Below are 2,308 nucleotides of genomic sequence, written 5' to 3'. Positions count from 1 at the left end.
CGTGAGGCCATTCAAGTGGTCCTCGGGTACCGCGCCAGACGGTCGGCGAACAATGACCGAAAACTGCCCGGCGAGGGAGGTGATGGCCGATTCCGCTCGATGGGCCCTCGTGGGCGCTCCCGGGCGGTCCGACCTGCGCACGGGTGTGGTAGGACTGTTCAGCTTTGCAAACAGTCGGTCGTAACGGGGGAATGGAACGTGGCGGTCACGGTTCCGGACTGGGCGGACACCCTTCTCGATCTGATCGGTGTCGCCTGGCCGAATGTGGATGAGGACGCCTACCGCGAGATGGCGGTCGCCCTCCGGGAGTTCGCGGAGGACCTGGAGGACGACGGCCAGCTCGCGAACAACCACTTCGAGCGGCTGCTCTCCTCGGGCCAGGGCGAGTCGCTGGACGCGCTCGACGAGCACTGGTCCAAGGTCAAGAGCAAGCACATCAAGGACATCTCCGGTGCCGCGCGCACCATCGCGGGGGCGCTCGACACGGCGGCCGGGGCCATCGAGGGCATGAAGCTCGCCGCGCTCGTCCAGCTCGGCTACCTCGCCGCCGAGGCCGGGATCGCGCTCTCGCTCATCCCGGTCACCGGCGGCCTGTCCGCGCTGATCGGCGCCGGGGCGATGCGCGCCACGCAGGAGGTCATCAAGCGGCTGATCAAGGAGTGCGTGGAGGAGGCCGTCGGCTACATCGTGGCGGCCATGACCGAGCCGGCGGTGGCGGCCCTGGAGGGCATGGCGGCCGACCTCGTCGTCCAGCTCGGCGCGGTGGCGATCGGCCTGCAGGACGGCGTGGACCTGGACCGGACGACGGACGCCGGCAAGGACGGCTTCAAGGAGGGCGTCCAGTCGGGCAAGGAGGCGATGAACCTCGCCTCCGCCGGAGGCGGCGGTGGCGGTGGCGGTGGCAAGGGCAGCGGCCTGAAGGACCTGCACATCGAGCACGCCGAGCACACCCACGCCTCCACGCAGCTCAACGGCGTGAGCGTGAACATCCACGGCAGGACGGCCGGCAAGCTGACGAAGGCGAAGACGGCGCACGGGCGGACGCGCGGGCGTGACTCGATCGCGGACGCGATCGACCCGGTCGCCGACAAGGCGCTGGAAGCGCTGACCAAGGCCGCGAAGACCATGGGCGACCACCTCGGCCAGACCCTCCCCAAGGCCGTCAAGCAGATCTCGGTCGACCACAAGAACACCGACGACGCGCTGCGCGACCGGTTCGCCCGGCAGCGCAAGGGCGACCACGACAACGACGGCGGCAAGGGCGGCGGAGGCGGCGGCGGGAACGGCAACCCTCCCGGCGGAGGCGGCAACGGCAGCGGCTCCGGCGACAACCCCGGCGGCAAGCGCATCACCCCCGCCCCGCCCTGGCACGGCAGCTCCGCCGGCACGATGCGCCACCACCGCACGGACCCGCTCGACGTCAGCCACCTGACCCCCGAGCAGCAGCGCGAGGCGCTGGTCCAGGAGGCCCGCGACCTGGCGGACAAGGCACGCAGGGCCGACCCCGACAACCCGGACGACCCCAAGCACCAGATCGACCTGGCCAAGACGCGGTTCCCGGTCGGTGAGCACCTCCTCAAGGACAACAGCTGTTCCGGCGGGCTGCTCCACGACGGCGTCGTGACGAGCCACACCAGCGCGACCCAGTACGAGGGCAAGGACAAGCCCGACCTGCATCCCGGCGCCCAGCAGGTCTACGACGAGGTGAAGGCCATCCACGACTCCCAGGGCACCAGGCCCGGCGCGGGCCACGGCAAGTGCGCGGAGGCGATGCTCCTGTCGGACCGGCTCCGCCAGCTCGACCCGTCCGGCACGTCCCTCACCACGATCGACAAGGTACGGGAGGCGATGGCGGGCGCGCAGATGTACAGCGTGCAGATCGGGCGGGACAGGCGCGGCCTCCTCCAGCACAACGACTACAAAGAGCCGTGCCCCTCGTGCGCGATCGCACTCGACATCACCGGCATCAACGCCTACGCAGGTTAGGAGCCCCCATGCCCCATCTCCATGTCCCCGCGGACGTCGACGCCTGGTTCGCCGAGAACGGCTGGTTCCCCGGCCGGCAGGCCGGCGAGTCGGCCGCGGCGTTCGTGACGGCCGTCGTCGAGGAGAGCCGCAAGCGCGGGTTCCCGGTGGAGCCGTTCGCCGCCGCGACCGACTTCCTCGACGAGCACGCCGGGCTGCGCGTGGTGCACGACGCCCAGCGGGACGCCTACATGGAGTTCACGCCCGTGCCCTACTGGGGGCACACCTTCGAGGACATGGCGGAGCTGAGCCGCAACCTCGGCGTGCGGCTCTTCCCGGTCGG

General features: G+C 70.8%; 1 protein-coding gene and 1 pseudogene. Both read left to right on the top strand.

Going from position 1 to position 2,308, the window contains the following annotated elements; genetic code table 11:
• Positions 1–198: 198 nt before the first annotated feature.
• Positions 199–1,944 (top strand): annotated as a pseudogene (locus RIF68_RS34710) (YwqJ-related putative deaminase); the annotation flags it as partial.
• A gap of 50 nt (positions 1,945–1,994) precedes the next feature.
• A partial coding sequence (locus tag RIF68_RS34705) for an SUKH-3 domain-containing protein (protein WP_309055492.1) occupies positions 1,995–2,308 on the top strand: 314 nt, incomplete at its 3' end.

Origin of the sequence: Streptomyces sp. (assembly GCF_031178505.1) — a bacterium.
GTDB classification, from domain to species: domain Bacteria; phylum Actinomycetota; class Actinomycetes; order Streptomycetales; family Streptomycetaceae; genus Streptomyces; species Streptomyces gulbargensis.
Note: the sequence above shows the minus strand (reverse complement) of the source record. Positions and strands in the feature narration are given on the sequence as shown.